This is a genomic window from Komagataeibacter saccharivorans (genome assembly GCF_003207825.1).
In the GTDB taxonomy this organism is placed as follows: Bacteria; Pseudomonadota; Alphaproteobacteria; order Acetobacterales; family Acetobacteraceae; genus Komagataeibacter; species Komagataeibacter saccharivorans.
In genome coordinates, this window is record NZ_NKTY01000005.1 from 101,238 (window position 1) to 126,314 (window position 25,077).

A 25,077-nucleotide genomic window follows, 5' to 3' on the forward strand; every position below is an offset into this window, starting at 1 on the left:
CGCCGTTCAGCCATGCGTGCCAAGCGGCGGCGGCACGCGGGCTTCGCGCATGGCTTCGGCCTGACGGCGCGCCAGCGCGGCCTCATCGAAGTCGGCGGCCATTTCCTGAAACAGTTGATACCAGTTGACCTTTGCCCTGAGGCGCAGGAACACGCTGCCCAGCCCCACGGCGGAACGGTCAACCAGCACGAATTCACGCGGCGGCTGCACGCCCCCCGTACGCTTGAGACCGGCATAGACCCGTTCAGCCACCGCGCGGCCATATTGCGGGTCGTTATCTTCCTGAATGAAGCGTTCACGGTCCTCCATCAACGGACCATAGATGAAGCGCGCCCATTCATTGAGCACCCGCATCGTATCGCGCGACATGTTGGTAAAGCCCCATGCCTGATAGGCATGATAGGCCAGATCCTCGTCATCCGTCTCGATCGCCCTGTGCAGGTCGATGATTCCCTGCACGAAGCGCGCGGGGAAGATGCGGATGGCCCCGAAGTCGAGCAGGTTGATGCCGTAATCATCGCGCACGGTAAAATTGCCCATGTGCGGGTCGCCATGGATCACGCCATAGCGGTACAGCGGCGCATACCATGCCCGGAACAGGGCGCGGGCCATGCTGTTACGCTCTTCCTGCGTGGGATTGGTATCCAGCACCTTCTGGATGCCACGGCCATTGACCCAGTCCATGGTCAGCAGGCGCTGGGTACACAGGCTGTCGATGGGGGCCGGGATGGTCACGTCCGACCACTGCGCCAGCATGAGGCGATACAGCCGCATGTTCGCCGCTTCACGCTGGTAATCCAGTTCCTCGTACAGCCGGTCCTGCAGTTCTTCCAGCACGTCATCCTGACAGATCGTGCTGTCCAGACGGTAAAACAGCCCCACCGCCATGCGAAACTGCTTGAGGTCGGATTCCACGGTCGAGCGCATGTCGGGATATTGCAGCTTGCACGCGACAGGCCGCCCGTCGGGCAGCACCGCGCGATGGACCTGCCCCAGACTGGCCGCGGCAGACGCTTCCCGGTTGAAGGAGCGGAAATTACGCTCCCAGTTCGGCCCCAGTTCGGTAGCCATGCGACGACGGACGAAATTCCAGCCCATGGCGGGCGCATTGGCCTGAAGCTGGGCCAGTTCCTTGGCATATTCCTCCGGCAGGGCGCCGGGGATCGTGGACAGAAGCTGCGCGCCCTTCATAAGCGGCCCCTTCAGGCCGCCCAGCACGCTTTTCAGGTCCTCGGCATGGATGGTCTGGTTGGACCTGAACCCCATCTTGTGCCCGGCGATACGCGCCGCGATGCCGCCTACCGTGCCCGACGTACGCACCATGCGGCGGAATTCGCCAAACAGGCCGGTATTATCGAGATTCCGTTCATCCGCCACGTCAGACACGCTCCAGTTCATCAATAAATCCGGCGATCACATCCAGCCCCTTCTGCCAGAATCCGGGGTCTGCCGCATCCAGTCCGAACGGGGCCAGCAGTTCCTTATGCCGCCTGGTGCCGCCTGCGCGCAGCATGTCGATATACTTGTCCTGGAAACCCGGATGACCGGACCGGAAAACCCCGTATAGCGCGTTTACCAGACAATCACCAAAGGCGTAGGCATACACATAGAACGGCGAATGGATGAAATGCGGGATGTAGGTCCAGTACGCATCGTAATCCGGGGTAAAGCTGAAGGCCGGGCCCAGGCTTTCAACCTGCGTCTGCCGCCAGATCTCCCCAATACGCGCGGGCAGCAGTTCGCCCTTGCGGCGTTCGTCATGCACCAGTGTCTCGAACCGGTAAAAGGCGATCTGGCGCACCACGGTATTGAGCATGTCCTCCACCTTGGCGGCCAGCATCAGCCTGCGCCGGGCGGGGTCGGTCTGCGCATCCAGCAGGGCGCGAAAGGTCAGCATCTCGCCAAACACGCTGGCGGTTTCGGCCAGTGTCAGCGGCGTGTTGGACATGAGATAGCCCTGCTCGCCCGCCAGAACCTGATGCACGCCATGCCCCAGTTCATGCGCCAGCGTCATCACATCGCGCGTGCGCCCACGGTAATTGAGCAGAAGATAGGGATGGGCGGACGGCACGGTCGGATGGGCGAAGGCACCGGACGCCTTGCCCGGAACAGGCGGGGCGTCGATCCATGCGTTATCGAAAAACTGCCGGGCGACCTTACCCATGCGCGGGTCAAAGCCCTCATACGCCGCCATGACCTGCCGGGTGGCGTCGGGCCATGTGATCAGCGGTTCGTCCTGCGTGGTAAGCGGGGCGTTACGGTCCCAGTATTCCAGCTTTTCCAGCCCCAGCCATTTGGCCTTGAGCGCGTAATAGCGATGCGACAGGCGGGGATAGGCTTCGGTCACGGCCTGAACCAGCGCGTCCACCACTTCGTCCTCGACCATGTTGGCGCAGTTGCGCGCGGAAGTCGGACGCGGGTAATGGCGCAGCCCGTCCATGATGGCCTTGTCCTTCGCCAGCGTGTTCGTCACCAGCGAGAACAGTTTCACATTCCCCCCCAGCACATCGCCAATGGCGCGGGCCGCACGTTCACGCGTGGCGCGGTCGGGGCTGGACATGGTGTCGAGCGCGCTGCCCAGCGTGACTTCCTCCCCGCCCAGACGCACGCGCAGGCCGGCCATCGTCTCATCGAACAGGCGGTTCCAGGCGGCGGCACCCGTGACCGATTTTTCATGCAGGACAGCTTCGACTTCGTCCGAAAGCTGGTAGGGCCGGAAAACCCGCAGGTCGCGCAGGAACGGACCCCAGTGCGCCAGCGCCGGGTCCGCAAGCTGCGTGGCCAGCACATCATCGGGGATACGGTTGATTTCCAGCGTGAAGAACAGGAGATGCGTTGAAATGCCGGTCAGCCGTTCATTGATCGACTGCGCGAAACGGCCCACGCCCGAATCCGATGTATTGGCCGCGAACAGAAGCTGGGCATAGGAACCGGCACGGCCCAGCACCTCATCAATGCGCTGGTATTCGGCTAGAGCCTGCGCCAGTTCGCTGCCGGGCAGGCTGTCCAGACGGCCCTGCCACACACGGGCGAAAGCCTGCGCGTCCTCATCGGCCTGATCGAGGTCGGTGGCGAGCTTCGGGCTTTCCGGCCCGTCATACAGATCCGACAGATCCCATCGCGGCAGCCCCGCAAGCGCCGGTGCGCCACCGGATTCCCCGGCAACGTCGCGCCGCACGCGGGATGTGGTGGTGGCACCGGCCACGGGGGCGGAAAAATACGCTTTGGACATAGATCAGGCACACCCATCAGATCGGGCGAAGCCAGCGCATGCGCACCGGCCCCGCGATTCCCTTTATCCTGAATCTAGTGCGTCATGGTCGCATGTGCGACCCCGCAGGCCGATATTCCGCCTTAAAAACAGACAGGGCCGGACATTGCTGCCCGGCCCCGCCGCCTTATCCCGTCATCAGGTCAGCCCTGATTTCACGCACCACGTGCCAGTGCGGGTGCTTCGAAACCGATCACGCGCGCATATTCCGTGGGCACGACCTGCCAGAAGCGCGGCAGCGTCTTGTCCCAGTTATGCAGCAGCAGTTCGGCATACCGGCTGCCGGTTTCGCGTGCATGGATCTCGACCTGCTCACGCAGCACGGCTTCCCATTTCGGGTCCTGCACGCGGCACCACATGACGGTATCGGCGTTTACACGCTCGGCAAACGTGCCGCTTGCGTCATACACAAACGCCATGCCGCCGGTGAAGCCCGCACCAAAATTGTCGCCAATCTCGCCAAGGATGACCACGGTGCCGCCGGTCATGTATTCGCAACCGTTCGATCCACACCCTTCGATCACCGCCGTAGCGCCCGAGTTACGCACGGCAAAACGTTCACCCGCCTGCCCCGCCGCATACAGCGCACCCGCAGTCGCGCCATACAGGACGGTATTGCCGACAATCGCGTTCTCGTTCGACACAAGGCTGGAGGACGGGGAGGCACGGACCACGATGGTCGCACCCGAAAGCCCCTTGCCCACATAGTCGTTCGCATCGCCCAGCACCTCAAGCTTGAGGCCCTGCACCGCAAACGCGCCCAGCGACTGCCCCGCCGACCCACGCAGACGCACCGTAAGGTGCCCCGGCGCCAGCTTGGTCATGCCGAACTGCCGCACGATCAGCGAGGAAATGCGCGTGCCGATCGCGCGATGCGTGTTCTGCACGTTGTACTGCAACTGCATCTTCTCGCCATGGTCGAACAGCGGCCGCGCATCCGCGATCATCTGCGCATCCAGCGTCTCCGGCACCTCGTTACGGCCTTCGCGGGTGCAGTAGCGGCCATAGGGGCCGGGGTCCGCCTGCGCCAGAAGCGAGTTGAGGTCCAGATCGTCCAGATAATCAGCCCCACGCAGCACCTGATGCAGCAGGTCGGTGCGGCCGATGATCTCGTTGAGCGAGGTGAAGCCCAGCGAGGCAAGGATGTTGCGCACGTCCTCGGCAATGAAGGAGAACAGGTTGATCACCTTCTCCGGCGTGCCCTCGAACTTGCGGCGCAGTTCATCATCCTGCGTACATACGCCCACCGGGCAGGTGTTGGAGTGGCACTGACGCACCATGATGCAGCCCATGGCGACGAGGCTGGCGGTGCCGATGCCGAATTCTTCCGCGCCCAGCATGGCGGCGATCACCACGTCGCGCCCGGTTTTCAGCCCGCCATCGGTACGCAGCTTCACCCGGTGGCGCAGGCGGTTGAGCATCAGTACCTGATGCGCTTCCGCCAGCCCCAGTTCCCACGGCATGCCCGCATATTTGACCGAGGACTGCGGGCTTGCACCCGTGCCGCCGGAATGGCCCGAGATCAGGATTGCATCCGCCTTCGCCTTCGCGACACCGGCTGCAATCGTGCCGATGCCCGAACGCGCGACCAGCTTCACCGTAACCGTGGCTTCGGGATTGATCTGCTTGAGGTCGTAGATGAGCTGGGCCAGATCCTCGATCGAATAGATGTCGTGATGCGGCGGGGGCGAGATCAGGGTCACACCTTCGGTCGCATGACGCAGCCGGGCGATCAGGCCCGTCACCTTGAAGCCGGGAAGCTGTCCGCCCTCGCCCGGCTTCGCACCCTGCGCCATCTTGATCTCGATCTCGCGGCAGTCATTGAGGTACTGCGCGGTCACGCCAAAACGGCCCGATGCGATCTGCTTGATGGCCGACGATGCGTTATCACCATTGGCGCGCGGCTTCGCGCGGGCCGGATCTTCACCGCCCTCACCCGAATCGGACTTCGCACCGATGCGGTTCATGGCGATCGACAGCGTCTCATGCGCTTCGGGGCTGAGCGCACCCAGCGAGATGCCCGGCGCGATCAGGCGCTTGCGCAGTTCCGTGATGCTTTCGACCGATTCCACGGGGATGGGCGTGCGCCCGCCACGGAAGTCCAGCAGGTCGCGCAGCGCCACCGGCGGCTGGCGGCGCACTGCATCCGCGTAACGCTGGTAGACCGAGAAGCTGCCCGTCGCCACGGCGGTCTGGAGCATGTGGATCAGGTTGCCGTCAAAGGCATGGACTTCACCGCTGCGGCGCAGCTTGTAACGCCCACCGACGGACAGCGTCTCAACCTGCCTGTTCCATGCCTTGTGATGGAAGCTCAGCACATTGCGCGCGATGCCGGTCAGGCCGATGCCGGAAATGCGCGAGGGCATGCCGGGGAAGAATTCCGCCGTCAGCGCGCGCGACAGGCCGATGGCCTCGAAATTATAGCCGCCGCGATAGGATGCCACGATGGAAATGCCCATCTTGGACATGATCTTGAGCAGGCCCTTGTTGACCGCCTTGCGATACCGCTCGACCGAATCCGACAGTGACAGGTTGCCGAACAGCCCGCGCCGGTGCCGGTCCGCGATGCTTTCCTGCGCCAGATACGGATTGACCGTGGTGGCACCCACGCCGATCGTCACCGCAATGGCATGCACATCGAGCGCACCGGCGGAACGCACGTTCAGCGAGGTGAAGGTCCGCAGCGACTGCCGCACCAGATGCGTATGCACCGCAGCCGTGGCGAGGATCATCGGGATATAGGCCCGGTCCCCGGACTGGTGTTCATCGGTCAGGAATACATGGGTGCAGCCCTGACGCACGCGGTCCTCGGCTTCCGCGCGGATGCGTGCAATGGCGCTGCGCAGTCCGGCTTCGCCCTCCGCCGCAGGGAAGGTGCAGTCGATGATGCAGGCATCCTTGCCACAAAATTCGACCAGCGCCTGGAATTCACCCGTGGTCAGCACCGGGGAAGGAAGCTGGAGCAGGTCGCACTGCGTCTCGCTTTCCTCAAGGATGTTGCCAAGGTTGCCCAGTCGCGTCACCAGGCTCATCACCCGCGTTTCACGCAGGCTGTCGATGGGCGGGTTGGTGACCTGGCTGAAAGCCTGACGGAAGTAATGCGCAAGCCCGCGATAACGGGTGGACAGCACCGCAAGCGGCGTGTCGTCGCCCATAGACCCGATGGCTTCGGAAGCACTTTCCACCATCGGCTGGAGAATGGTTTCGAGGTCTTCCAGCGTCATGCCTACGGCAAGCTGGCGGCGGCGCAGGGTTTCGGCGTCATACAGCACCGGCTCGCTGCCATCGGGGCGCACGATGCTGGAGATTTCATGCGTGCGCTGGACCCAGCTACCGAAATCCTGACGGCCGGCCAGTTCGTCCAGCAGTTCGTCATTGCTGTACAGTTTCGCCGTTTTCAGGTCGAGGGCCAGCGACTGCCCCGGCCCGAGCCGCCCGCGGCTTACGATCTTGGCTTCGGGCACCTTGACCATGCCGGTTTCGGAACCGACGATCAGCAGCCCGTCACTGGTCACGGTATAACGCAGCGGACGCAGGCCGCTACGGTCCAGACCCGCCACCAGCCAGCGGCCATCCGTGGCGCACAGCGCGGCAGGGCCGTCCCACGGCTCCATCACGGCATTGCAGTAGGAATACATGTCCTTGTGCCGCTTCGGCATGGCGGAATTGCCACCGATGCTGGCCGGGATCATGAGGCAACGCGCCATGGGGGCGTCGCGCCCGGCGAAGGTCAGCAGTTCGAACACATTGTCGAAACACGCCGTATCGGACCCCTGCGCCTGCACGACGGGCTTGAGGTCTTCCATATACGGGTCCAGCACGGGATCGGCCAGCCGCGTCTCGTGGCTTTTCATCCAGTTCACATTGCCCGAAATGGTGTTGATTTCACCATTATGGGCAAGGCGACGGAAAGGCTGGGCCAGCTTCCATGTGGGGAAGGTGTTGGTCGAATAACGCTGGTGATAGATCGCGAAACGGCTGACGAAACGCGGGTCGAGCAGGTCGGGATAGAACACCGTCAGATGTTCGGCCAGGAACATGCCCTTGTAGATCAGCGACCGGCACGACAGCGAACACACATACAGGTCCACCTGATTGGCGATCGCGCTTTTTTCAATCCGGCGGCGGATGATGTACAGGTCGCGCTCGAACTCGTCTTCCGCGCTGCCGGGCAGGTTGCGGATCAGGATCTGCTCGATTTCCGGGCGGGTGGCGTTGGCCTTTTCACCGATACAGTCGGTGTTGATCGGCACCTGCCGCCAGCCATAGATGCTGTAGCCGAAAGCAAGGATTTCGCTTTCGATGATCTGGCGGCAGCGTTCCTGCGCCGCGATATCGGTCTTGGGCAGAAAGACCATGCCAACGGCGATCTGGCTGTCCACGCCGCCTTCGGCGCCGCCTGCGTGGATCGCATCGGCAAAGAAGTCCTGCGGGATCTCGACATGGATGCCTGCGCCATCGCCGGTCTTGCCGTCTGCATCGACCGCGCCACGGTGCCACACGGCCTTCAGTGCCGCGATACCGGCTTCCACCACGTCGCGGCGCGGCTTGCCATCCAGTGCCGCAACCATGCCCACGCCACAGGCGTCATGCTCATCCGCCGGGCTGTACAGGCCGGAGATGGCTTTGGCGTTCGCTTCCCATTCCTGCACGAAATCGGTCGGCTGCTGTTCAAACTGGTCCATCATGCTTACTCCGCCACCTCGGCCTGCGCCGCCGTCATTTCCTCAAGCCATTCGTGCATCCGGGCTGCCGCGTCACGACCGTCGCGGATGGCCCACACAACCAGACTGGCCCCGCGCACGATATCGCCTGCCGCAAACACGCCGGGCAGGCTGGTCATGAATGTCTTGCGATCGACCATGAGCGTGCCCCAGCGTGAAACCTCCAGTTCCGGCTGCCCCCACAGGGTGGGCAGCGGTTCGGGATCGAAGCCCAGCGCCTTGACCACAAGGTCCGCTTCCAGCGTAAACGCACTGTTTTCAACCGGTTCGACCGACTGGCGACCGCTCGCGTCGGGCAGGCCCAGCTTCATGCGGCTGGCGCGCACACCCGTTACGCTGCTGTCGCCTTCAAACGCCTGCGGGGCTGCGAGCCATACGAACTCGACACCTTCTTCCTCGGCGTTTTTCACTTCACGCACCGAACCGGGCATGTTGGCGCGGTCGCGGCGGTACAGGCATTTGACCGATTTCGCGCCCTGCCGGATGGCCGTGCGCACGCAGTCCATGGCCGTATCGCCACCGCCGATCACCACAACCGACTTGCCTGCCGCATTCAGTTCGCCACTGTCATATTCCGCGACCGTATCCCCAAGCGAGACACGGTTGGACGCGGTCAGGTAATCCAGCGCGCGCACGATGCCGCCCAGCCCCGCGCCGGGACCGCCGATATCGCGCGACTTGTACACACCCGTCGCGATCAGCACGCTGTCATGGCGCGCACGCAGGGTGGAGAACGCGATGCTGTCCGCCCCGTCAGTATCACCAACCCCCTTGCCGAGATGGAAGGTAATGCCCGATTCCACCAGCAGCTTGTGGCGGCGCGTGACAATGTCCTTCTCCAGCTTGAAGCCGGGGATGCCATACATCAGCAGGCCGCCAATGCGGTCGTAACGGTCGTAGACGTGGACCTGATAGCCCTGTTCGCGCAACTGCACGGCAGCCGCCAGACCACCGGGACCGGCCCCGATGATGGCCACGCTTTCATTGCGTTCGGCTACCGGCACGACTGGCCTGACCCAGCCGTTATCGAAGGCGGTATCCGTGATGTAGCGTTCCACCGCGCCGATGGTGACGCTTTCGAACCCTTCCTCGATCACGCAGTTCCCTTCGCACAGGCGGTCCTGCGGGCAGATGCGGCCACAGATCTCGGGGAAGGTGTTGGTTGCGGAGGAGAGTTCATACGCCTCCTGCATCCGGCCTGCCGCCGTCATCATCAGCCAGTCGGGAATGTTGTTGCCCAGCGGACAGTGCACCGAGCAGAAGGGCACGCCGCACTGCGAACAGCGCGAGGCCTGCGTTTCGGCCTTCGCGGGTACGAATTCGGCGTAAATCTCGTTAAAATCCTTGCGGCGCGCCTCGGCAGGCCGTTTGTCCGGCTGCTCCTGCGCCACAGAGACGAATTTCAGCATGCGCTCGGCCATCGGTCTGCCCCCGGTGTGCGTGAAGGTAAGGAACGCGGCAGGCACGACAGGCGTGCCCGCGACGTGGCACAGGTCTTACGCAACACCCCGCGCCAATAAAAGACAGTAGTACTGACCTTAATACCGAAATATGCTGAAAAATACCGAAAAACCGAAGTTTTCTGTCTTACGGCATCCCGGTCAGGATCAGATCCATCGGAGATGGGGCAATGCCCAGCATGGCAATCGTGCGCGCGCCGGGGGCCACGACATTATCGACATATAGCAGCCTCACCTGATCGCGCGTCAGCACCCGGCCCGGCAGGTGTTCGAGTATGCCGCCCTGCAGCAGCGCCAGCCATCGCGGCACGGCCACAAGCGGGCGTGGATGTCCGGCCCATCGCGCCGCCCATGCCACGATCTGGCGCATGGTCAGGATACGGGGGCCACCGAATTCGAAAATAGCGCCCGCCATGTCCTCCCCTCCGGCTGCGATACGGACAATCCCCTCCGCCACGTCCCCGACCCATACCGGCTGGAAACGCGTCGTCCCCGCATAGACCGGCATGACAGGCAGCATCCGGGCCATGCGGGCGAACATGTTGGGAAACGACCCTTCCTGACCGAATATGAGCGACGGCCGCACGATCACCGCTTCGGGCATGCACTGGCTGACCGCCGCTTCTCCCGCCGCCTTGCTGCGCGCGTAAGCCGATGGGCTGTCCATCGTCGCCCCCAGCGCGGAAACATGGACAAGCCGCCCCGCCCCCGCTGCGGCGCACAGCCGGGCCACGCGTCCCGCACCCTGCACATGGATGGCATCGAACGTCGCAGCCCCGTGGGGCGAGAGAATGCCTACCAGGTTTACGACCAGTTCACTCCCCTCGATGGCGGCGACACAGGCTGCCTCCTCGGTAATGGAGGCGACAATCGGCACGATCTGCCCCACGTCACCCAGCATGCGCAGGCCCGCTGCGCTGGTGGCGGCGCGTGCGGCCACGCGCACCACATATCCAGCCTGCGCCAGCCGCTGCACAACGTGGCGGCCCACAAAGCCGCTACCACCAAAAACCGTCGCCACCCTGCGTGTCATTCCCTGCTCCCGTTCCGGGGTTGGTAATCGTGGGCGTATCCTGCGCCTTTGAGGACGGATGAAGGCATTCGCTTTTTCCACCCCTCCTTCCACCGCACGGACAGGCCCGAAAGAAAAAATGCGCCTGTTTTCAAAAAAATGCATTTACCCTGTTGACCGCCCCGGCGTGCCGGACTAAACAGCGCTCACACCACCCCGGCGGCCTCCGCTGGGGAGCCTCTGAGCCCAGATGGCGGAATTGGTAGACGCGCAGGTTTCAGGTACCTGTGGCCGCAAGGTCGTGGAAGTTCGAGTCTTCTTCTGGGCACCATCTCTCCTAAAAAGATAATAAACCCCTCCGGGGGCGGTCAGGACAGCCCCTCGGGGACTGTCCCGTTATCTTTTTGCCTGTTCGCCCGTTCAAATTGGTGTAAACCGCCCACGAACACACAATTTACGTACAGGCCCACAGTCCGCGCCCCACATCCGGGACCCGGCGAACAGAGAACGGATTGCCTTCCTTGCGGTTGCGTTCCAGACCTGCCACCGTGAACTGACCATCGTGACGGAGCAATTTCCACATGGCTGTAAGCCCAGCACCCGAGAGCATCCATTTCCATCGCGGCGACCTGCCGGCGGACGTTACGTTTCCCGCCGCCGTTGCCGTCGATACGGAAACGATGGGGCTGAACCCGCATCGTGACCGGCTCTGTCTCGTGCAGCTTTCAGGTGGTGACGGACATGCCCATCTGGTGCAGATGCCCGCTGGCGTCACAGCGGCGGACTGCCCCAACCTCGTACGCGTGCTGACCGACCCGGACCGGCCCAAGATCATGCATTTCGCCCGCTTTGACGTGGCGATCCTCCAGCACACGCTCGACATCACGGTAGCGCCGTGCATCTGCACCAAGATCGCATCCAAGCTGGTACGCACCTATACCGACCGCCACGGGCTGGCCAATCTGTGCCGGGACATGCTCGGGGTGGATCTGAGCAAGCAGCAGCAGTCCTCGGACTGGGGGGCGCCGCAGCTTACGCCCGAACAGCTTGCCTATGCCGCCTCCGACGTGCTGTACCTACATGCATTGTGGGAAAAACTCGAAGCCCTGCTGCTCCGCGAGGGGCGGCGCGAACTGGCGCAGGCATGCTACGATTTCATGCCCACCCGCGCCCGGCTGGATATTCTGGGCTATGGGGAACCGGATATTTTCGCACACCGGGCCGCCTGATAGAGCGCCCCCGGTCTGACCGGAGCCATTCCATGATGATAGCAGGTCGGGCATGAACAGCAGCCTTTCACCTTCCCTTACCGCCAATATCGGCGAAAGCGCCACGCCGCAGCATCTCCATATGCTGGCGGAGGCATGCAACGTGCTGCGCACGGAATCCGCTGGCCTGCACGCCATGATCAGCGCACTGGAAGCCCCGTCCACGCCCGATCAGGAGGGACTTGGCGCCGCCTTCATCGAGGTTGTCGAGCGCATCCTGTCGGGCAATATGCGCGTGGTCGTGACCGGCATTGGCAAGTCGGGGCATATCGGGCGCAAGATACAGGCGACGCTGGCTTCCACCGGCACGCCCGCGATTTTCGTGCATCCGGCAGAAGCCTCGCACGGGGATCTGGGCATGCTGCAGAAGGGTGATGCGGTCCTTGCCATTTCCAATTCGGGTGAAACGGCGGAAATGGCGGACATCATTTCCCACACCCGCCGGTTCGGCCTGCTGCTGATCGCCATGACATCGCGCGCGCATTCCACGCTGGCCCGCACGGCGGATATCGGGCTGCTGCTTCCCTACGCGCCCGAAGCCTGCCCCATCGGCCTGGCCCCCACCACCAGTTCCACCATGCAGCTTGCGCTGGGCGATGCGCTGGCCATCGTGCTGCTGCAGCGCCGGGGGTTCAGCGCCAATGATTTCGGCATTTTCCATCCCGGTGGCCGGCTGGGGACGCAGTTGCGCCGTGTGCAGGAACTGATGCACGGCGGCGACCGCATGCCGCTGGGCCATCCCACCATGCCGCTGCGGCAGGTCATCATGGAAATGACCCGCAAGACCTTCGGCTGCATGGGCGTTGTGGATGAGGGCAACCGGCTGATCGGCCTGATTACCGACCGCGACCTGCGCCTTGCGCTGGAACAGGATCTGGACCACACCTGCGCCGCCGACATCATGAACGCCCATCCCCAGACCATCGGCCCCGATGTGCTGGCGGCGGAGGCCCTGCGCATCATGAACGACCGCCCGCGCCCGATCTCCAGCATCTTCGCGCTGGATGAAGGCGGGCACCCGGTTGGCATCGTGCATCTACATGACCTGCTGCGTGCCGGCGTTGCATGACCGAGCCGACCGACGACAGGGATACCGGCACCGATCCCGGCGGCATCCAACGCGAGGATTACGCCCGCAGCGCCGCCGACATCGAACGCCAGCGCAGCATATTCGACCAGTCCACCCGCACGCGCCTGCTGCCCAATGCGGAATCCCTTGCGCGCCGCCAGACGATCCTGCGTTCGGCCAAATGGGTTCTGCCGCTGCTTGCCCTTGTCCTGCTTGGCTCCATCGCTGCGTGGCCTGCGGTTGAACGCGCGGTGATCATGCATACCGGCACCATGGCGCAGATGAGCCGGGTGCGCGTGAAAAGCGGCAGCATGCTCAACCCGACCTATCGCGGTCTGGACGATCACGACCACCCCTACATGGTCACCGCCGATGAAGCCCGCCAGATATCGAACGAGCGGATCGACCTTACGAATGCAGCCGCCGACATATTGCTGGATGACCGGAACTGGCTGTATGTCACCGCGCGCGATGGCGTGTATATCCAGCACAGCCAGTTGCTGAACCTTACGCACGACGTCACCCTCTATCGCAATGACGGGACCATCATGCTTACCCCCAGCGCGGATATCGACATGCGCCACAACATCATCGTATCCGATAGCTGGATTCATGGTGAAGGCCCGATCGGGACCATCGACGCAGGCGGCAGCATGCTGGACACGCGGGGCGGCATCATGCTGTTTCGTGGCCCCGGTCGCATGATCCTCAACGCAGCGGAAAGATCGAACTGATGGCGCGCGTATCCTCCCACCTGTCGTTTGGCGGGGTTCTGCTCGGGCTGGTCGTGGCAGGCCCCGCCATGGCGCAGGGGCTGGACATGTCCCATGGGCAGCAGGTCAACGTCACCGCGCTGGGTGGCTTCGACTGGGACCAGAACGCGCAGACCGTCACCGCCTATGATCAGGCGCAGGCCATCCGTGGGGATGTGACCGTGCGGGCGGACCGGCTGATCGCCTATTACCGCAAGAAAACGCCCACGACCGCCACTGTGGCGACAGGACAGGCCGCCACGCCCCGGCCCGGCCCACCGGGAGCGGACGCCCCCCTATCCGCCCATCTGGGCATTGCCCCACCGGTCGAAACCCGTCGCCCGCATATTGTCGATGACCCGACCCAGCCCGCGAATACGCAGGCTTCCCCAGCCCCCACGGCAGCAGGAACGCAACCGGCCGTCCCGGCAGCCGCAACAGCCGGGGGCGCAGGGGATGTGGATACCAGCCTTGCGACCGCGACCGATGTGCTGCCGCAGGATCTGCCCACACCCGATGGACCTGCGCCCGCCGGTGCGCCCGGTGGCGACAAAGGTGCTGCAAGCGCAGGCGGCCCACCGTCCGATGGCGGCGATGGCGGCGGCGCGAGCGAGGTCTATCGCCTGGAAGCCATCGGTCATGTCCATGCCTTCAACACCAATGACCAGGCATGGGGCGACCATGCGGTCTATGACATGGACCAGGCCGTTCTGGTCATGACGGGCGCGCACCTGAAAATGACATCCCCGCAGGATATCCTGACGGCGCGGGACGTGCTGGAATACCATTCGCGCGAACATATGTCCGTCGCCCGCGGCAACGCGACCATGACCACGAATGATGGCCGCCAGATGCGCGCCGACGTACTGGTGGGCTATGACAAGCCAAAGGACCAGCGCACCCATCCGGGCCGTGATCACACCGGTAGCCAGCCGGGGAATGCAAATGGCGCGCCCGATGCGTCCCAGCCCGCCGGAACAGCCGCCACCGCCAATGACAGACCGGCCCCCGGCGCGGGCACGATGGACCATATGAACGCTTTCGGTCACATCGTGATCCGGACCCGCACGGAAACCGTGACAGGCGACCGGGGCGTATACGTGCCCGATACGGGCATTGCCCGGCTGGTGGGTGACGTGCATATCACCCGTGGGGAAAATCAGGTCAGTGGTACGGCGGCCATCGTGAACATGCACACCGATATCGCCACCCTGACCGACAGCCCCGGCTCACGCGTCAGTGGCCTGATCATACCCAATCAGGCCGGAAAAGGTGACAAGGGATCAGCAAGATGAACATGACACAGCCATCCGATGGTCCCCAGACCGCCGAACCGCCTGCCCCCTCCGCCGGGCTGATCGCCAGCGGCATCGGCAAAAGCTACAAGAAACGGCAGGTCGTGCGTGATGTGTCGCTACAGGTCCAGCGTGGGGAGGCCGTGGCCCTGCTTGGCCCGAACGGCGCGGGCAAGACCACCAGCTTCTACATGATCGTGGGGCTGGTGCGTCCCGACATGGGCACCATCACGCTGGATGGCGCGGACATCACGCAGTTGCCCATGTATCGCCGCGCGCGGATGGGCATTGGCTACCTGCCGCAGGAATCGAGCATTTTCCGTGGCCTTAATGTCGAACAGAACATCATGGCCGCCCTTGAGATCGTCGAACCCGACCCCGACCGGCGCCAGACGATGCTTGATGGCCTGCTGGGGGAGTTCGGCATCACACGGCTGCGTCATTCCCCCTCCCTCGCCCTGTCGGGGGGGGAGCGGCGACGGCTGGAAATCGCCCGCGCGCTGGCCAGCCAGCCGCATTATATCCTGCTTGACGAACCGCTGGCCGGTATCGACCCCATCGCGGTGGGGGAAATCCGTGATCTGGTGGCCCACCTGAAGGACCGTGGCATCGGCGTGCTGATTACCGACCATAACGTGCGTGAGACGCTGGAAGTGATCGACCGGGCCTATATCATGCATAGCGGGCAGGTCCTGACCGAAGGGCGGCCAGAGGAGATCGTGGCGAACGAAGATGTGCGCCGTGTCTATCTGGGTGAAAAATTCACGCTGTAAGCCTGCGGTCCCCACCCTGTATTTCTGCGCCCCCGCGCAAGGGGGCGGGCTGTAAAAAAACTGTAGTCTTTCATGCAGGGAAAGCATGGACAGCAGGCGGGGAACCGTGCCCAAATGTACCCGTTCGGGATCATGTGCCCGACAGGTACAACGCAACCACCCCTATCATGCACGCCTACGGGAGCAGGATCGTCACCCTGACTGAAACAATAGCTGACTGAACGTATTCCGTCTCCCGCATGCGACTGCGCTGTGATTTTATAAGGAGTTGCCCCTTATGCACATCAGTGTTGCCGGAAAACAGATCGACCTGTCCGATGCCCTGAAATACCGGGTAAGCGCCCATCTGGACCGTATTTCGGAAAAGTATTTCGGACAGGCCATGGAAGCACGCGTGACCTTCAGCCGTGCGCGTTCGTTTTTTACCTGTGACATCAATCTTCATGCCACGCGCGGCCTGACCCTGCGCGGTGAAGGCGAAGCCGCCGATGCCAATTCCGCCTTCGATGACGCGGCGGAACACATTGCGCGCCGCCTGCGCCGCTACCACCGCAAGGCCACCAACCACAGTCACCTCAAAACCCGCCAGCAGATGCCGGAAATCGGTCGTGACTATGTCCTGCGCCCCGGCATGACCGAAGCAGCCGCCACGGATGAGGAAACCCCCGCCGAGGAGGAAGACGCGTCCCTGCCCGCGACCGGCCCCTACGCCACCATTATTGCCGAACACCCGGCCGAGATCGTGACGCTGAGCGTCAGCGAAGCCGTCATGCGCTTCGATCTTGCCGACAGCCAGATCCAGCTTTTCCGCAACAGCGCGACCGATACGGTCAATGTGCTCTACCGTCGGCCGGACGGGAACATCGGCTGGCTTGATCCTTCGGCCAGCCCGCAGGACGGCTGACCCGCCCTGCCCGCGCCGCGCGCCAGTGCGGGCGGGCAGCATCGTGACCCTTCCATACAAACCGGCCCTGTCCCGACATGCGGGACAGGGCCATAAAAATGTAAGGCTGCTGACGGTTACCGTCAGTCCATCAGTGCAGCGGGACCGGCATCATCTCGTGCTGGAGGATGGCGTTGACCGCCGTTTCCCGGTCATCCGTCACCGCCATTGGCGTGCCATCAGCGGCATGGATGGCAAAGGCATCTTCTCCATCCACCTGAATTGCCCGGATATAGGCAACCGATTCCACGCCCAGTCCACGCAGTTCACCCGTGCTGATCGTGTGGGGATCGCATACCGGCGTCTCCGCCTCGTTATGCAGCAGGACCCGGCCATTCTGTGTTGTGACTCTCATCACGTTCTCTCCTGCATCATGAAGGGATGTCACCCTTCTTCCTCGCATCGCAACATGGGCCGTTCCATTACGGCGCAGGCTGTCATTCCTCGTCAATCACCCTCACGACACGTTGTTTGCGCGCGGGCGGCACATCCACCACGGGCGGAACACGTTCATGCGACGGCGCCACCGGCGCACGCGAGATCTCGATCTTGCGTATCCGGGCTTCGGGCTGGGGACGGGTCAGTTCGATATGCAGCAGGCCATTATCCATCCACGCGCCGCCGACCTCGATTCCTTCGGCCAGTACGAAAGCCTTCTGGAACTGGCGCGCCGCGATGCCACGGTGCAGGAAGATGCGGCCCTGACCGTCATCACTCTGCCGCCCGCGAATGACAAGCTGGTTGTCTTCCTGTGTTATGTGCAGGTCTTCCATCACGAACCCGGCGACAGCCAGTGTGATGCGCAGGGTCGTTGGGCTGACCTGTTCTATATTATAGGGCGGATACCCGTCCGACGCATTCTTGGATGCGCGTTCGAGCATCTGCTCCAGATGGTCAAACCCCAGAAACATGGGCGACCCGAAAACTCTTCCCGACAAATCGGCCTCCTCTGCTTGAGCGAGACAGGAAACGGAAAAAACGGACCCGGAACGGCGCCCGCCTTCCATCCCTTCACGATATGGTAGAATAATAGCCATACGCAAGGGTACGCCCCCATAACCGTACATATGCCCCGTTTACGGGCATTTTGGCTGCATCACCCACTGGCATCCCGTGTGTGGAAACGCTAAATGGCGAACTATGATTGATCATGATGTCATCGCTCAGGCGACCCCCATGCCGATCCTGGTCGCACCCCAGGCGGTCCTGCGCCAGAAAACCCGCCTTGTCCGGCCCGAGGACATGAGCGAACTGCGCACCACCATTCCCCGCATGTTCTCCGCCATGTACCAGGCCCCCGGTATCGGGCTTGCGGCCCCGCAGGTGGGGCTGGGCATGCGCTTCGCCATCGTGGACGTGGCGGACAAGGACGAGAAGCGCAACCCGATCGTGCTGATAAACCCCGAAGTCATTGCCGAAACGGACGGCATGGCCGCACGGGAAGAAGGATGCCTGTCGCTGCCCAACCAGTATGCCGAGGTTGTCCGCCCCGAAGCCGTGCGCGTGCGTTATCAGGACATGGACGGCAGGCAGCAGGAACTGGAGGCCGACGGCCTGCTGGCGACCTGCCTGCAGCATGAAATCGACCATCTCGAAGGCATCCTGTTCGTTGATCATCTGTCCACGCTCAAGCGCAACATGATCATGCGTCGGCTGGCCAAGGAACAGCGCCAGAAGAACTGATCAGCCCCGCTGAACGCCCCTGCGGACCACCGCCGGAACCACGGCCTGCCGCCCATGGTTCCGGCCAGCCTGAACGGACCCAAACGACATGCGACTGGCCTTCATGGGCACGCCCGACTTCGCGGTGCCGGCGCTCCGCGCCCTGCATCAGGCCGGACATGAAATCGTAGCCGTATACAGCCAGCCCCCGCGCCCGGCGGGACGGGGGAAGAAACTGCGCCCCTCACCCGTGCAGTGCGCGGCGGAAGAACTGGGCATTGCGGTACGCACGCCGCTGCGCCTGCGCAATAATACGGACGAACTGGCCCATTTCCGTGACCTGCGTCTGGATGCCGCGATTGTCGCCGCATACGGGCTGATCCTGCCGCAGGACATGCTTGACGCACCCCGGCATGGCTGCCTGAACATCCATGCCAGCCTGCTGCCACGCTGGCGGGGGGCTGCCCCCATTCAGGCCGCGATCCTGGCGGGTGACAGCGAAAGTGGCGTGACCATCATGCAGATGGATGCCGGACTGGATACCGGGGCCATGCTGCTGCGCGACCGCGTGGCCCTGACCCCGCACACCACCGCAACCAGCCTGCATGACGATCTGGCCGCAATGGGGGGGCGCCTGATTGTCGAAACCCTGCGCCAGATGCCCCAGGCAGGTACGCCGCAGCCCGATACGGGCGTTACCTATGTGCAGCGCCTGAGCCGGGAAGACGGACGCATAGACTGGACCGCCCCCGCGTCCCATATCGACCGTCAGGTCCGCGCCCTGACCCCATGGCCCGGCACCTTCACCACGCTGGACGGTCAGGTATTCAAGATCGGGGCCACGGCGATCACAACCGATACGACGCAGGCCGTCCCCGGCACGGTCATTGACGATAGCCTGCTTGTTGCCTGTGGTTCGGGCACGACTCTGCGCATCACCCGCCTGCAGCGCCCCGGACGCGGCATGATGGAAGCCGCGGACTTCCTGCGTGGGCAGGCCATCCGCCGCGGGACGCGCTTTGGCATGGAACCGTCCGATGCCTGATACGCCTGTTTCCCGCCCGGATGATGCAGCCCCCCCTTCGGTCTGCCGGTGGGCGGTATTGATCGAATATGACGGGCGGGGCTTCGTGGGATGGCAGCGACAGCCATCGGAAACCCTGCTGTCCATACAGGGATTGCTGGAAGGAGCGGCCAACAGGCTGACCGCAGGCCGTACCGTGCCCAGCATTACCGCAGGCCGCACTGATGCAGGCGTGCATGCCAGCGGTCAGGTCGCGCATCTGGATTTCCCCGCCGATGTGACATTATCCAGCGCCACGGTGCGCGACGGGCTGAATTTTTACATGAAGCCCCATCCGGTGGTGGTCCTGATGGCCCGCCCCGTGCTGCCACAGTGGAACGCCCGTTTTTCGGCGCGGATGCGCTCCTACCGCTACCGTATCCTCAACCGCGCGGCCCGACCGGCACTGGATGAAGGACGGGTCTGGCACGTCAAGTCACCGCTGGATGTTGAAGCCATGCAACAGGCAGCCCGGGTACTGGTGGGCCGCCATGATTTCACATCATTCCGCGCCACCGCCTGCCAGGCCAGAAGCCCCATCCGCACGCTGGATCAGCTTGAGGTCCGGCGCGAGGGAGAGGCCGTCATAATCGAAACCCATGCGCGCTCCTTCCTGCATCATCAGGTACGGAACATGGCCGGGACACTGAAGTTGGTGGGTGAAGGCCGGTGGGACGTGGAACGTGTCGAACAGGCCCTCGCCGCCCGTGACCGCCGCGCCGCCGGCCCCACGGCCCCACCCGATGGCCTGTGCCTGACCGGGGTGGGCTATGAAGACGATCCCTTCATCCGCTAAGCCCGGCAGACCTTTCCCGCCGTTGCCGTTACACAGCAGACAGAAGCATGCCTTGACTGGTGGCCTTCTGAGCGGGTGCCTGTGCGGAGTTTCGTGTTTCATCCAATGCCCGAAAGCATTCGACACGCATCGTCCTGATCTGTTTCTGATGGGATAAGGTCTGTCATCATTCGACCAAAGGATGGCGGATTACCGGCAACTGCGTGCGCCAGATCCGGCTGAAGCAGAACTGTAACAGGCTGCTCGTTTCCGTCCTGCTCCCAGGACATGTTGCGCGTGGAAGTATTCAGCACGCTTTCCGACGCATCATAGAAGCTGTTTGAAACGGCCCGTCCAGAGATCATAAGAAAGCTTCAGGTGAAGCTTTTTGAAAAAAAGCGACATCAGAAAACTGTTCCTGTTTTTTATCAGGAATTTCTTTTCAAACAATCTCTCCGGTCTATCTGCCCGACCGAACGTGCCTTAACGGGCATGATTTACGCAGCGACACGAGACCTCGGACTTCGCGCGGGGCCACCCCATCGCGGCACATGTTCAGTGCGCGCCGCCCTGTTGCATGAGCAGGGGATAGAGGAATTCATGCCACGCCCGCTGGTCGGGTGAAAACAGCGCCGTCACGCCACCCAGCGCGACAAGGCTGCCCAGAATGGCCAGAACCATCAGGACCGCCTGCCCGCGCCGCAGCAGCAGGCCCACGCGGGCAACATACCATGTCAGCCACAGACTGTAGACGAACTCCGTCCCGTTCAGGACCAGTTCACCGGTCTGGGTTTCCAGCAGTCTGGGCGAGGCCAGCGCCATGATCAGGGCAACAACAAGCCCCACGAACAGCGTGACCCAGTCCGTCCACCATGCAGCCGTGATGTAGCGCAGCCACAGCCCTTCGCGTTTCCAGTGCCGCGCCAGCGCATGTGTCACCACGGCGGGCATCAGGATCAGGCACAGGGCGAACAGCACCTTGACCCCACTAAGCGGCTGCGGGGCGTAGGCAACGGTCAGGCCACCACCCACCAGCCACAGCGCCAGACGGGGGGCAAGGGCCGACAGAACGGAATCGCGCGTATTGCCAAAATAGGCAATGCCTTCCGCACGGCCACGCCCCAGCAGCAGCATACCCTTAAGGATACCGCCTAACCCGGATGCGGTCGGGTCGGGAGAGGAACCGCGATCGGCCATTAGTGCATTACCTTTTCAAGAAACCCGGCATAGATCGCCGTCAACTGCTTCAGGTCAGCCAGACTGACATGCTCGTCCACCTTGTGCATGCTCGCCCCCACCAGCCCGAATTCCGCAACGGGGCAGTAACGGCTGATAAAACGCGCATCGGATGTGCCGCCACCCGTATCAAGGCGGGGTACCTGACCGGTCTCGGCGCGGATTGCGGCACGCAGGGCCTCGACCGGCGCATCGGGCTGCGTCAGGAACGATTCCCCACTGATGGAAATACTGACCCCGGCGCCGGGAGCATGCCGGGCCGTAACCGTACGCAGCCAGCCGGACAGGTCCGCACCCGTATGCAGGTCGTTAAAGCGGATGTTCAGCCGGGCATGCGCCTGCGCCGGAATGACATTTGTGGCCGTATTGCCCACATCCACGCTGGTCACCTGCAGGCTGGAGGGTTCAAACCACTCGCTACCCGTATCCAGCGGTGCCGCAGTCAGTTCCCCCAGCAGCGCCAGAAGGCGGTGCACGGGATTATCCGCGCGGTGCGGGTAGGCCACATGGCCCTGCGTGCCGTTGACGGTAATGCGGGCATTCAGGCTGCCACGGCGACCGATCTTGATGACCTCTCCCATCCCGGCGGGATTGGTCGGTTCGCCCACAAGACAGAAATCCGGTACCTGCCCCTGCTTTTCCATCCATTCCAGCACGCGCACGGTACCGTTGGTGGCGGGGCCTTCCTCGTCTCCGGTAATCAGCAGGCTGATGGAACCACGCTGATCCGGGGTCTGGTCCAGATACAGCCGTACGGCTGCGACAAAGGCGGCGATGCCCCCCTTCATGTCGCATGCACCCCGACCGAACAGGATGCCGTCATGAATTTCCCCGCCGAAGGGATCATGCTGCCACCGGGCGCTGCCTACCGGCACCACATCGGTATGCCCGGCAAAACACAGATGGGGATGGCCCGTGCCCAGACGGGCAAACAGGTTGGGCGTGCGGGCCTCTCCCTCCCCGAACGGGAGGAGGGTCACGCTGAAACCGATCTGCTCCAGCACACCGGCCAGCGTGTTGATGCAACACCCATCATCAGGGGTGACGGAAGGACAGCGGATCAGATCCCGCGCAAGGGTGACAACACCACCGGGGTCGTGTTCCATACCGGCCATTCCGTCATCCGCCATCGCGATCAGCCGCGCAGCAGGTCGTTGATCGAGGTCTTGGAGCGTGTGCGTTCGTCCACGCGCTTGACGATCACGGCGCAGTCCAGCGACGGCAGCGGCTTGCCATCAGCCGATGTGGCCTGACGCGGCGGCAACGTGCCGGGCACGACGACCGAGTAAGCCGGAACGCGGCCCATGAACACTTCGCCCGTGGTGCGGTCGACGATCTTGGTGGATGCGCCAAGGAACACGCCCATGGACAGCACGCTGCCGCGTTCGACCACCACGCCTTCGGCCACTTCCGAACGCGCACCGATGAAGCAGCCGTCCTCGATGATGACCGGGGCGGCCTGCAGCGGCTCAAGCACGCCACCAATACCGACGCCGCCGCTGATGTGGCAGTTCTTGCCAATCTGCGCGCAGCTTCCGATCGTAACCCAGGTATCGACCATCGTCCCGCTATCGACATACGCACCGGCGTTGACGAAGCTGGGCATAAGCACGACGCCTGGGGCAATGAAGGCGGAACGACGCACGATCGAACCCGGCACGGCACGGAAACCGGCCGCGGCGAAAGCCGCCTGATCCCAGCCTGCGAATTTCAGCGGCACCTTGTCATAGCTGGGCGCACCCGCACCGCCACCTTCAACCAGACGGTTGTCATTCAGGCGGAAGGACAGGAGCACGGCCTTCTTCAGCCATTCATTGACAGTCCAGCCATCCGCGCCCGGCGTGGCGACGCGCAGCTTGCCGGAATCCAGCGCCAGCAGGGCGGCCTCCACCGCGTCGCGGTCGGCCCCGGTTGTGGCGGTGGACAGCGTCTCGCGACGCTCCCACAGGGCCTCGATCTGGCTCTGAAGGGATGTATCGGTCATATTTGCAAAATCCTGTCTGGGGCTGGTTTCCCCGGCGGGACATGCCGGGGGCCTGTGTTAATTTGCCTGCGGACCATGCGGAGGATCGGGGGCAATGTCAACGCACCGCCCCGGATTACCCCGCACGCCCGGTCATGCGCCGCGGATCAGGGTTCCGGGGCCAGCTTCGGTGAACAGTTCGAGCAGGCAGGAATGCTGCACGCGGCCATCGAGAATGACCGCCGCCTTCGCACCCGCGCGCACGGCTTCAAGGCAGGTCTCGACCTTGGGGATCATGCCACCCGAAATCATGCCGCTGGCAATGCCCTTACGCGCGTCTTCCGCCGTCAGTTCCGGGATAAGCCTGCCTTCGCCATCAAGCACGCCGGGCACGTCCGTCAGCATGATCAGGCGGCTGGCATTGATCGCGCCTGCAATCGCACCGGCAGCCGTGTCGGCATTGATGTTATACGTCTCGCCATTCTCGCCGCCACCGATGGGGGCGATAACGGGGATCAGCCCCGAACCGGACAGTGCATAGATCACGCGCGGGTCGATGCGGGTAGGTTCCCCCACGAAACCCAGATCAAGCAGGCGGTCGGTTTCCACCCCGCCCACGCGCGCGCGGCGCTGGAGCCTGCGGGCCGAAATCAGGCCACCATCCAGCCCGGAAATACCCACGGCCAGCGCGCCCGCGCGGTTGATGAGACCGGCGACCTGCTTGTTCACCTTGCCGCCCAGCACCATTTCGATCACGTCGATCATGGCCGCATCGGTTACGCGCAGTCCATCGATGAAGGTCGATTCAATCTGCAGCCGCTTGAGCATGGCGCTGATCTGCGGACCACCACCATGCACCACGACGGGATTGATGCCGACCTGCTTGAGCAGCGCGATGTCATGGCCAAACGCGCTGGACAGCGAGGTATCGACCATCGCGCTGCCACCATATTTCACCACGATCGTGTCACCGGCATAGCGGCGCAGATAGGGCAGCGCCCTGGCCAGAACCTCGGCCCGTACCTGTGCTTCCCGGTCGCCCGGTTCTGTTCCTGTCATCCGAACGGTCCCTTCGCTCCTGACTGCTGAATATCCCTGCCCCCGCCCGTTAACATGGGCGGATGGACCCTATCTGGCGGCCTGCACCGGATTGGCCAGTCGGGCCAGTTCCGCGCGCAGCATCTCGATCCCTTCCCCGCTTTCGCTGCTGGTGGCCAGCACATCGGGGAAAGCCGCGGCATGCGCCCTTACGATTTCACCCACATCGCGCAGCTTGGCCGCCAGCGCATTGGGTTTGGGCACGTCGCATTTGGTCAGCACCACCTGAAAGGTTACGGCGGCGCGATCCAGCATCTTCATGATTTCCTGATCACTGGCCTTGACCTCCACCCGGCTGTCCAGCAGCAGCACGACACGGCGCAGCGTCGGCCTGCCGCGCAGGTAGGAAAACATCATGCCCTGCCAGTCTTCCTTCACCGCTTTCGCCGCCTTGGCAAAACCGTAACCGGGCATGTCGACCAGCGTAAGCCGGTCGGCCAGTTCAAAGAAATTGAGCTGCTTGGTCCGTCCCGGCTCGGACGAGGCGCGCGCCAACGCCCGACGCCCGGTCAGGGCGTTGATCAGGCTGGACTTGCCCACGTTGGAGCGGCCCGCAAACGCGATTTCCGGCAGCAGCGGATCAGGCAGCTGGCCGAGCTTCTGTGCGCCAAATACAAAATTGAACTCACCGGCGAACAGAACGCGCCCGATTTCACGGTCGCGTTCCAGTTCTTCAGGTGTCAGCGGGGGGGAGGAAAAATCCACCATCTCGA

Annotated in this window: 21 protein-coding genes and 1 tRNA gene; 10 read left to right on the forward strand and 12 right to left on the reverse strand. The window is 63.4% G+C overall.

The window, feature by feature from the left end; translation table 11 throughout:
* Positions 1-6 precede the first annotated feature (6 nt).
* The 5 genes from CFR79_RS05060 to CFR79_RS05080 form a co-directional block, all read right to left on the reverse strand.
* Positions 7-1,398: an ABC1 kinase family protein gene (locus tag CFR79_RS05060; RefSeq protein ID WP_110547128.1), complete on the reverse strand. Its 1,392-nt coding sequence runs from the start codon at positions 1,396-1,398 to the stop codon at positions 7-9.
* A complete protein-coding gene (locus CFR79_RS05065) occupies positions 1,379-3,232 on the reverse strand; it encodes a M3 family oligoendopeptidase (protein ID WP_110547129.1) in 1,854 nt (617 codons plus the stop codon). The genes CFR79_RS05060 and CFR79_RS05065 overlap by 20 nt, the downstream gene beginning before the upstream one ends.
* A 194-nt stretch (positions 3,233-3,426) precedes the next feature.
* Positions 3,427-7,959 carry a glutamate synthase large subunit gene (gltB, locus tag CFR79_RS05070; protein WP_110547130.1) on the reverse strand — a complete coding sequence of 1,511 codons (4,533 nt, stop codon included), beginning with the start codon at positions 7,957-7,959 and terminating at the stop codon, positions 3,427-3,429.
* A gap of 2 nt (positions 7,960-7,961) precedes the next feature.
* Entirely contained in the window at positions 7,962-9,416 is a 1,455-nt protein-coding gene (locus CFR79_RS05075; protein ID WP_110547131.1) for an NAD(P)-dependent oxidoreductase, read from the reverse strand.
* A 166-nt stretch (positions 9,417-9,582) separates the two neighbouring features.
* Positions 9,583-10,488 (reverse strand): complex I NDUFA9 subunit family protein, encoded by a 906-nt coding sequence (locus tag CFR79_RS05080; RefSeq protein ID WP_110547132.1) that lies wholly within the window; start codon positions 10,486-10,488, stop codon positions 9,583-9,585.
* A 223-nt stretch (positions 10,489-10,711) separates the two neighbouring features.
* Here CFR79_RS05080 and CFR79_RS05085 point away from each other — a divergent pair.
* The 7 genes from CFR79_RS05085 (at position 10,712) to hpf (ending at position 16,528) form a co-directional block, all read left to right on the forward strand.
* Positions 10,712-10,798 (forward strand) — tRNA-Leu (locus CFR79_RS05085).
* A gap of 250 nt (positions 10,799-11,048) precedes the next feature.
* Entirely contained in the window at positions 11,049-11,696 is a 648-nt protein-coding gene (locus tag CFR79_RS05090; protein ID WP_102324565.1) for a ribonuclease D, read from the forward strand.
* A 52-nt stretch (positions 11,697-11,748) separates the two neighbouring features.
* Positions 11,749-12,804 (forward strand): KpsF/GutQ family sugar-phosphate isomerase, encoded by a 1,056-nt coding sequence (locus CFR79_RS05095; protein ID WP_102324566.1) that lies wholly within the window; start codon positions 11,749-11,751, stop codon positions 12,802-12,804.
* A complete protein-coding gene (gene lptC, locus CFR79_RS05100; protein WP_102324567.1) occupies positions 12,801-13,538 on the forward strand; it encodes an LPS export ABC transporter periplasmic protein LptC in 738 nt (245 codons plus the stop codon). The genes CFR79_RS05095 and lptC overlap by 4 nt, the downstream gene beginning before the upstream one ends.
* The gene (locus CFR79_RS05105; RefSeq protein WP_110547133.1) at positions 13,538-14,851 is read left to right on the forward strand and encodes a hypothetical protein; all 1,314 of its coding nucleotides are present in this window, start codon (positions 13,538-13,540) and stop codon (positions 14,849-14,851) included. The genes lptC and CFR79_RS05105 overlap by 1 nt, the downstream gene beginning before the upstream one ends.
* Positions 14,848-15,624: an LPS export ABC transporter ATP-binding protein gene (lptB, locus tag CFR79_RS05110; RefSeq protein ID WP_102324569.1), complete on the forward strand. Its 777-nt coding sequence runs from the start codon at positions 14,848-14,850 to the stop codon at positions 15,622-15,624. The genes CFR79_RS05105 and lptB overlap by 4 nt, the downstream gene beginning before the upstream one ends.
* Before the next feature lie 277 nt (positions 15,625-15,901).
* The gene (hpf, locus tag CFR79_RS05115) at positions 15,902-16,528 is read left to right on the forward strand and encodes a ribosome hibernation-promoting factor, HPF/YfiA family (RefSeq protein ID WP_110547134.1); all 627 of its coding nucleotides are present in this window, start codon (positions 15,902-15,904) and stop codon (positions 16,526-16,528) included.
* A 130-nt stretch (positions 16,529-16,658) separates the two neighbouring features.
* Here hpf and CFR79_RS05120 read toward each other — a convergent pair whose 3' ends face one another.
* Positions 16,659-16,922, reverse strand: coding sequence for a DUF1150 family protein (locus CFR79_RS05120; RefSeq protein WP_102324571.1), 264 nt, complete (start codon positions 16,920-16,922; stop codon positions 16,659-16,661).
* A gap of 82 nt (positions 16,923-17,004) precedes the next feature.
* A complete protein-coding gene (locus CFR79_RS05125; RefSeq protein WP_102324572.1) occupies positions 17,005-17,478 on the reverse strand; it encodes an Hsp20 family protein in 474 nt (157 codons plus the stop codon).
* A gap of 229 nt (positions 17,479-17,707) precedes the next feature.
* Here CFR79_RS05125 and def point away from each other — a divergent pair, with 229 nt between their 5' ends.
* From def to truA, 3 genes are all read left to right on the forward strand, one after another.
* Positions 17,708-18,250: a peptide deformylase gene (def, locus tag CFR79_RS05130; RefSeq protein ID WP_102324573.1), complete on the forward strand. Its 543-nt coding sequence runs from the start codon at positions 17,708-17,710 to the stop codon at positions 18,248-18,250.
* An 88-nt stretch (positions 18,251-18,338) separates the two neighbouring features.
* Positions 18,339-19,274, forward strand: coding sequence for a methionyl-tRNA formyltransferase (gene fmt / locus CFR79_RS05135; protein ID WP_110547135.1), 936 nt, complete (start codon positions 18,339-18,341; stop codon positions 19,272-19,274).
* Positions 19,267-20,088: a tRNA pseudouridine(38-40) synthase TruA gene (gene truA / locus CFR79_RS05140; protein WP_110547136.1), complete on the forward strand. Its 822-nt coding sequence runs from the start codon at positions 19,267-19,269 to the stop codon at positions 20,086-20,088. The genes fmt and truA overlap by 8 nt, the downstream gene beginning before the upstream one ends.
* A 534-nt stretch (positions 20,089-20,622) precedes the next feature.
* Here the strand turns inward: truA and CFR79_RS05145 are convergent.
* The 5 genes from CFR79_RS05145 to yihA form a co-directional block, all read right to left on the reverse strand.
* Entirely contained in the window at positions 20,623-21,264 is a 642-nt protein-coding gene (locus CFR79_RS05145) for a hypothetical protein (protein ID WP_174234072.1), read from the reverse strand.
* The gene (dapE, locus tag CFR79_RS05150) at positions 21,264-22,418 is read right to left on the reverse strand and encodes a succinyl-diaminopimelate desuccinylase (protein WP_110547160.1); all 1,155 of its coding nucleotides are present in this window, start codon (positions 22,416-22,418) and stop codon (positions 21,264-21,266) included. The genes CFR79_RS05145 and dapE overlap by 1 nt, the downstream gene beginning before the upstream one ends.
* A gap of 20 nt (positions 22,419-22,438) precedes the next feature.
* Positions 22,439-23,287, reverse strand: coding sequence for a 2,3,4,5-tetrahydropyridine-2,6-dicarboxylate N-succinyltransferase (gene dapD / locus CFR79_RS05155; RefSeq protein ID WP_110547137.1), 849 nt, complete (start codon positions 23,285-23,287; stop codon positions 22,439-22,441).
* 132 nt (positions 23,288-23,419) lie between these two features.
* The gene (gene argB / locus CFR79_RS05160; protein WP_102324579.1) at positions 23,420-24,325 is read right to left on the reverse strand and encodes an acetylglutamate kinase; all 906 of its coding nucleotides are present in this window, start codon (positions 24,323-24,325) and stop codon (positions 23,420-23,422) included.
* 69 nt (positions 24,326-24,394) lie between these two features.
* Positions 24,395-25,072: a ribosome biogenesis GTP-binding protein YihA/YsxC gene (yihA, locus tag CFR79_RS05165; protein ID WP_110547138.1), complete on the reverse strand. Its 678-nt coding sequence runs from the start codon at positions 25,070-25,072 to the stop codon at positions 24,395-24,397.
* Positions 25,073-25,077: the final 5 nt, after the last annotated feature.